This is a genomic window from Hyphomonas pacifica, from assembly GCF_000682675.1.
In the GTDB taxonomy this organism is placed as follows: domain Bacteria; phylum Pseudomonadota; class Alphaproteobacteria; order Caulobacterales; family Hyphomonadaceae; genus Hyphomonas; species Hyphomonas pacifica.
The window spans coordinates 1-6,243 of record NZ_AWFA01000057.1 but is presented as its reverse complement, the minus strand read 5'-3'; the positions used below and the strand labels follow the sequence as shown (position 1 = coordinate 6,243).

Genomic DNA, 6,243 nt, shown 5'->3' with positions numbered 1-6,243 from the left:
TGTTCCAGAGCGCGAAGGGCACGAGCACGAAGCCCGCCAGCGTCGTGAGCTTGAACTCCAGGATCGCGACGAAGAGCTGGACCGACAGCACAAAGAAAGCGACGAGAATGATCGCCCAGGCAATCAGCATGACCGCGATCAGGATGAAGTTGTGAAAGAAGCGGATCGGGCCCAGCATGTCGCCGATCTCTTCGAGAAGCGGCTGCGCTGCCTCGAACCCGACCCCTGCAATATAGCCGGGCCGCATCAAATCATCCGCCGTCAGCGTAGATGATCCTGCCTTCACGCCGAGATCGGCAAAGCTCGCAAAGAGGATGTTCGCCAGGATGGAGAAATTGCCGAGTATGAAGGCGAAGAAGCCGACATAGAGCACCTTCTTGAGGAGCCCCGAAATCACATCGGCATTCTGCGACAGGGCCCAGAATAGCCCCGCCAGCGTGATGTCGATCACGATCAATGTGGTCGTCATATAAGCGACATCGCCTGCGAGCAGGCCGAAGCCTGAGTCGATATAGGCAATGAAGGTTTCGAGGAACCGGTCGATGACGCCCATTTCTTCCATGGCGGTCTAGTTCCCGAAAAAGCTTTGAAGGCGCGCCCGGCCGCGTTCGGCCTCTTCCAGCTCGCGCGCCCGGTCGAGCGCCTCAGCGCGGTAATGGGCGGCCATCATGGCTTCCATCTGCATGAGCTGTTGAGCCGACATGGCTTCGATCTGGTTGCCGGCCTGCAGCACCTGGAGATTGCCGATTGCGGTCTGGCTCTCTTCGACAAGACCCGTCAGCGCCTCGGCATCGCGCGCATTGTCCCGGACCGTCTCGGCGACCATGAGGAGCGTGTGCTTGTGCGCCGAGCGGGATTGCTGCCAGCGCGCCCGCGCATCCTCGACAAGGACGGCATTGGCAGGCGGCGTCTCACCATAGGTTTCGGGATAGAGGTCTTCGTAGTCTCGTTCGACCTCCTCGACGCCGTATCCAATGCCGTCTGCTTCCTCCATCAGTTCGCCGATCCGGCGGATACGGTCGGCGATGATGGCACGGGCAACCTCGACGGGCAGTGTCTCCAGATCCCGAGCCATCTTCTCGATCATGTCGATTTCATGGGTGAGCTGACGGATCTGGTTGTCGATCTGCTGCAGGGCCCGCACCGCCTGGAGGATGTTCTCGGCATGGTTGGTCGGGTCGTAGACTATGCCGCCGCCGAAGAGCTGCGCGGAGGCCGGCGGGGCCATCAGGCCCGAGAGCGGAATGGCGGCGAGGGCGACAGAAGAGAGAAGGGCTTTCATGTGAGGGGCTCCTATTCAGCGGCAATTTGGGAGAGGGGTGCGTCTGGCTTCTCGGCCAGTAGGTCTGCTGCCCAGCCAAGCTGTTTCAGCTCCAGCCAGCTCCGGGCGAAGCCCGCTTCGGCACCGGCTTCGAGAAGCCCGTCCATGAGTTTCTGGTCGGCGGGGGACGCCGCCCCACAGAAGGCAAGCGCGACATCGCCAAGGCCGAGCTCGAACAGCCGGTAGCCAAGGGGCGAGGTGTAGTAATAGTCCCGCTTCGGGATGGCCTTGGCGAGGATGTCGATCTGGCGGTCATTGAGCCCGAACTGGCGATAGATCGCCTGGGCAGTCGGTTCCAGCGCCCGCTCATTCGGCAGGAAGATCCGCGTCGGGCAGGATTCAATCAGGGCAGGCGCAATCGAGGCCCCTTCAATGTCGGCAAGCGACTGGGTCGCAAACACAACGGCTACATTCTTCTTACGGAGCGTCTTCAGCCAGTCGCGGAGGCGCGCGGCAAACACCGGATGATCGAGGAACAGCCAGGCCTCATCGAGGATGAGCAGGGTCGGGCGGCCATCGAACCGGTCTTCCAGCCTATGGAAGAGATAGGTGATGACGGGCGCCACCGCAGACGGGGTCTGCATCAGCTCGTCCATCTCGAAACAGGCAACCGAAGACAGGTCGAGGGCTTCGGCATCGCTGTCGAGCAGATGCCCGTATGCGCCTTCCAGCGTGTAGGGATGGAGCGCGGCTTTCAGCGTATCCGATTGCAGGATGAGGCTGAGCCCCGTCAGCGTGCGTTCGGCAACAGGCGCTGAAGCGAGCGACCGCACCGCGTCCCACAAGACGGTCTTCAGGTCCGGCGTAACGGTGACACCTTCGGCTTCGATCAGGCCGAGCAGCCAGTCTGCGGCAAAGCTCGCACCGCGGTCTGTATCAATGTCCCGAAGCGGCTGCAGTGCCGGACGCTCATCGCCGGCCAGCGGCAACCAGGTGCCGTCCATGGCCAGCGTCACCGCGCGCGCGGACCGTCCCTTGTCGAAGAGGAAAACCTGCGCGTCCTCATAGCGCTGCCATTGCGCCGCGAGCAGTGACAGGAGGACCGACTTGCCGGACCCAGTTGGACCGATAATCAGCGTATGACCGACATCGCCAACATGCAGGTTGAGCCGGAACGGCGTCGTGACTTCGGTCTGCGCCTCGATCAGGCCGCGATCTGCAAGGTGGTCGTTCCACGCATCGCCTGCCCAGACCGAAGAGATTGGCACGAGGTGTGCCAGGTTCAGCGTATGCAAGATGGGCTGGCGGACATTGGCGTAGACATGGCCCGGCAGCGAGCCGAGCCAGGCTTCAACGGCGTTCAGCGTCTCACGGATGGTCGTAAACCCGCGCCCATTGATCACCCGCTCAACGGCGCGGGTGCGCTCCTCGACCTCTTCGCGCGAAGTGCCCATGAGCGTCAGCGTCGTGGTGACATAGCCATAAGAGACAAGGTCCGAGCCGAGTTCCTGCAGCGCTGCATCAGCGTCGGCGGCCTTGTTGTCGGCATCATTATCGAGCAGCGCGGCCTGCTCGTTGAACAGCGTCTCACGCAGGACTGCGCCAACCGATTTGCGCTTCGCAAACCAGTGCCGGCGCTTCTTTGCAAGGAGCTTTTCGGCTTCCGCCTTGTCCATCGCGATATAGCGCGTTGTCCAGCGATAGGAGAAACCGAGCCGGTTGAGCTCATCCAGCATCCCCGGGAGGGTCGAGGCCGGAAAGCCAAGCAGGGTCAGCGTCGCAAGGTGAGCTTCGCCAATCCGTGGCTCAAGCCCGCCCGCAAAGCTTTCATCGGCGAGCACCGCATCGAGAAAGACCGGCAGTTCCGGCACAGACACGGCATGCCGTTTCGACGAGATGCAGGCATGGAGATAAGTCAGCGTCTCTTCATCCGAGAGCGGATGGATTTCATCCAAGGCCATCGCAAGAAGGTCCAGCGTCTGCGCGGCGCGGGTCTGGAAATGTTCAAGCCGCTGACGCCAGTCCTCGCCATCCCGTTTCTCCGGCCGCTCGATCAGCGCCTTTTCGGCCCGGCCTGTCGCATCGGCGGGCGGAAGCCAGAGCAGGGTGAGATAATAGGCGCTCTCGAACCGGGCGCCGGTCTCTTCGGCGGTTGCTCGCCGCTCCTGCTCAATCAGCCAGGCGGCTGGGCACTCAAATGTACTCTCGTCCAGCGAGGCCGCTTCTGCCCGCACCGCCTCGAAGAAGAGCGCCCAGCCGGACCCGAACCGGCGGAGCACATTGTTGACCCGTGCGGTGACCGCAACGAGTTCGGCTTCCGTCGAGCTTTCGAGGTCGGGACCCCGATAGCGGAAGCTTGTCTGGAAGGCGCCGTCCTTGTTGAGGACGACGCCCGGCGCGACGAGGCACGCCCAGGGGAGGTAGTCGGCAAGACAGGCCTGCCGCGTCGCGTATTCGGATAGGTTCAGCATGACAGATGTTCCTTGTGACGGGCAGACCGGATCGCGACGGCGAGAAAGTCGGGATCAGACCGGGCCATGAGGACGGCGAGCGAGTGCCCCGCCACCCAGACCACAAGCCCTGGTATCCAGAGCCTGAGGCCAAGGGCCAGAGCTGCCGCGATCGTCCCGATGGCAATGGCGGCCGAGCGCGGCGCACCTGCCATCAGGATGGGTTCGGCGAGCGAGCGGTGGAGGGGGATCTCGTAGCCGTCGAGCATCAGAGCACCGCGCCGCCGCCGAAGCTGAAGAAGGTGAGGAAGAAGGAGGTAGCTGCAAAGGCGATCGACAGACCGAACACGATCTGGATCAGCTTGCGGAACCCGCCGGAGGTTTCCCCGAAAGCGAGCGTCAGCCCGGTGAGCGTGATAATGATCACCGCCACGATCCGGGCGACGGGGCCTTCGATCGATTGCAGGATCTGATCGAGCGGGCCTTCCCAGGGCATGCCGGTGCCGGCGGCATGGGCAGGCAATGACACCACACTCACCGAGGCGAGCAGCACGCCGACCTGAAGCGATCGGTTGAGGGCCTTGATCTGGTCGTAGAACATGCGTCGGGTCTCCTTAGTTGACGATGTTGAGAAAGGGGGTAGCAAGCGGCTCGGTCCGGTATTCGGTGCCGTCAAAGCCGGTAATCCGGAGCGCCTGCTCGACGCGGCGCGCGCCGCTCGCGCGGGACATGAAGACGATCACGTCGACCGCTTCGCCAATCAGGGCATGCGGAAGGGCGGTCGTTGCTTCCTCCACCAGCTGTTCGAGGCGCGTGAGTGCGCCGGAGGCGGAGTTTGCATGCAGCGTGGTGATCCCGCCCGGATGGCCCGTATTCCAGGCCTTGAGCAAGTCGAGCGCCTCGCCGCCGCGCACCTCGCCAACAATGACCCGGTCAGGGCGGAGCCGCATGGTCGAGCGCACGAGATCACGGAGCGTAATGCCGGACCGGTGCGTCCTGAGCTGCGTCACATCTTCAGCCGAACAACGGAGCTCGCGCGTGTCTTCCAGGATGACGATCCGGTCCTCAGCAAGAGCCGGCTCGGACAACAAGGCATTGGCAAAGGTCGTCTTGCCCGATGATGTCCCGCCGGCAACGACAATGTTGAGCCGGTCTTCCAGCGCCTGCCGCAGCCCGACACAGAGCGCCGGCGTCAGCGCGCCCGTTTCGACATAGGTATCGAGCGCGATCGGCTGGCCGGCCGGTTTGCGGATTGCGAAGCAGGGTGCTTCCGAGACGGGCGGAAGAATACCTTCGAACCGCTCGCCGGAGCCTGGCAGTTCGGCGGACACTATGGGAGAGGCGCGGTCACAAGTCTCCCCGACAGAGGAGGCGACCAGCCGGATAATCCGCTCACGCTCGGCGCGGCCCAGCGTTTCGGTCGCCCGCCGCAGACCAAAGCCCGCTTTTTCGACCCAGACCGAACCATCGGGATTGGCGAGGATCTCGATCGTATCGGCGGCAGCCAACGCCGCGCCGACTGGGCCGTCGAACGCCGTACGGAGCATCGCCGTGCGGCGGGTCTCGGTCTCGCTGGGCTGGGGCAGGGCAGACATGGTTAGGCGTGGTCCTCATCAGTGATGGGACCAGCATCAGGGCATCAAATGCCGCCGCACAGTTGGGGCCGGAGGACACGAAAGGCGCCTGCGGGACCTCCGAGGACGCAGAAGGGCAATTCAAAGGAAATCGCGCAGCACAGATTGCTATCAGACCGGAAAGCAAGAAAAGAACAAAAAGGGAACTAAAAGGAGAAGCCCATGGGTCGCTACAAATCCGTTCTCATGGCCGAAAGGGATGCGCGGCACTTCCCGCACCATGTCGAATTGCCCATCCCGCCATTCGGCCTCGGCAAACGCCTCGACATCATCGCCGCCTGGCTCAACACGCATATCGGCCCTGACTGGCGCTCATACAGCCATCTGGAGAAGGGCGAGCATACCGCCCGTTATATGTTTAGGTCAGAAGAAGATGCCGCAGAGTTCGAAACGGCGATAAAGAGCGAGAGGATCTGATTATTTTAGATTGAAATCTGGTGGTTGAATAATTGTGCTCCTGATGTGCTAATGCACTTTTTGAATTGCCGCTATCAGAGGATTCGAAATGGAGGCGAGCCAGGCACGCACAACCCAATCAGAATCCAGCGCGGACCAGCTCGCCACGATTGCGTCGACGATCGAAAAGTTGCGATTGAAGCTCCTCGATTTATCGCTCCGAAATCCGCTTTTGAACTTCAAATTCACCAAACGAACGCTTCGACTGATCGACGAACTCCCTGATCAGGTGTTTTCGTCCCTGATTGACGGAAGAAACTTTTCCTTCCTCCCGCTTCCCGAGCCAACTCAGGCAGAACTCGATAATTGGGAAGCGGCTACGAAGCCTCCCGAAGAGTTCATGCTGACGAGTGAAGAGCTGACCGAAGATGCATCAGATGTCAGCGCAGCGAAGCGGCGTGATATTCCGAAATGTAGCGGTTCAGCGACCGTGAGACATTTT

General features: G+C 62.0%; 8 protein-coding genes. 2 read left to right on the top strand and 6 right to left on the bottom strand.

All coding sequences use genetic code 11. The features are described 5' to 3' along the window. The 6 genes from HY2_RS14475 to trbB all read right to left on the bottom strand — a co-directional run. A partial coding sequence (locus tag HY2_RS14475; RefSeq protein WP_034828887.1) for a type IV secretion system protein occupies positions 1 to 562 on the bottom strand: 562 nt, incomplete at its 3' end. Between the two features lie 6 nt (positions 563 to 568). Next, positions 569 to 1,282, bottom strand: coding sequence for a P-type conjugative transfer protein TrbJ (gene trbJ / locus HY2_RS14470; protein WP_034828886.1), 714 nt, complete (start codon positions 1,280 to 1,282; stop codon positions 569 to 571). An 11-nt stretch (positions 1,283 to 1,293) separates the two neighbouring features. Beyond that, positions 1,294 to 3,732: a conjugal transfer protein TrbE gene (gene trbE / locus HY2_RS14465; protein WP_034828883.1), complete on the bottom strand. Its 2,439-nt coding sequence runs from the start codon at positions 3,730 to 3,732 to the stop codon at positions 1,294 to 1,296. Beyond that, positions 3,726 to 3,980, bottom strand: coding sequence for a VirB3 family type IV secretion system protein (locus HY2_RS14460; protein ID WP_013301530.1), 255 nt, complete (start codon positions 3,978 to 3,980; stop codon positions 3,726 to 3,728). The genes trbE and HY2_RS14460 overlap by 7 nt, the downstream gene beginning before the upstream one ends. After that, complete coding sequence (locus tag HY2_RS14455; protein WP_034828881.1) at positions 3,980 to 4,312, bottom strand: TrbC/VirB2 family type IV secretion system protein; 333 nt, start codon at positions 4,310 to 4,312, stop codon at positions 3,980 to 3,982. The genes HY2_RS14460 and HY2_RS14455 overlap by 1 nt, the downstream gene beginning before the upstream one ends. Positions 4,313 to 4,325: 13 nt before the next feature. Beyond that, positions 4,326 to 5,306: a P-type conjugative transfer ATPase TrbB gene (gene trbB / locus HY2_RS14450; RefSeq protein WP_034828879.1), complete on the bottom strand. Its 981-nt coding sequence runs from the start codon at positions 5,304 to 5,306 to the stop codon at positions 4,326 to 4,328. A 201-nt stretch (positions 5,307 to 5,507) separates the two neighbouring features. Between trbB and HY2_RS14445 the strand changes: the two genes are divergently transcribed. Together HY2_RS14445 and HY2_RS14440 are read left to right on the top strand one after the other, a co-directional pair. Beyond that, on the top strand, positions 5,508 to 5,762 hold the full coding sequence (locus tag HY2_RS14445; RefSeq protein WP_034828877.1) for a hypothetical protein: 255 nt from the start codon (positions 5,508 to 5,510) through the stop codon (positions 5,760 to 5,762). An 88-nt stretch (positions 5,763 to 5,850) separates the two neighbouring features. Next, the coding region (locus HY2_RS14440; protein ID WP_034828875.1) for a DUF4011 domain-containing protein at positions 5,851 to 6,243 on the top strand (393 nt) is incomplete at its 3' end.

Excerpts from the sequence above, each read along its gene's own strand:
- trbJ (WP_034828886.1), bottom strand. The coding sequence starts at position 1,282 with ATGAAAGCCCTTCTCTCTTCTGTCGCCCTCGCCGCCATTCCGCTCTCG.
- trbE (WP_034828883.1), bottom strand. The coding sequence starts at position 3,732 with ATGCTGAACCTATCCGAATACGCGACGCGGCAGGCCTGTCTTGCCGAC.
- HY2_RS14460 (WP_013301530.1), bottom strand. The coding sequence starts at position 3,980 with ATGCTCGACGGCTACGAGATCCCCCTCCACCGCTCGCTCGCCGAACCC.
- HY2_RS14455 (WP_034828881.1), bottom strand. The coding sequence starts at position 4,312 with ATGTTCTACGACCAGATCAAGGCCCTCAACCGATCGCTTCAGGTCGGC.
- trbB (WP_034828879.1), bottom strand. The coding sequence starts at position 5,306 with ATGTCTGCCCTGCCCCAGCCCAGCGAGACCGAGACCCGCCGCACGGCG.
- HY2_RS14445 (WP_034828877.1), top strand. The coding sequence starts at position 5,508 with ATGGGTCGCTACAAATCCGTTCTCATGGCCGAAAGGGATGCGCGGCAC.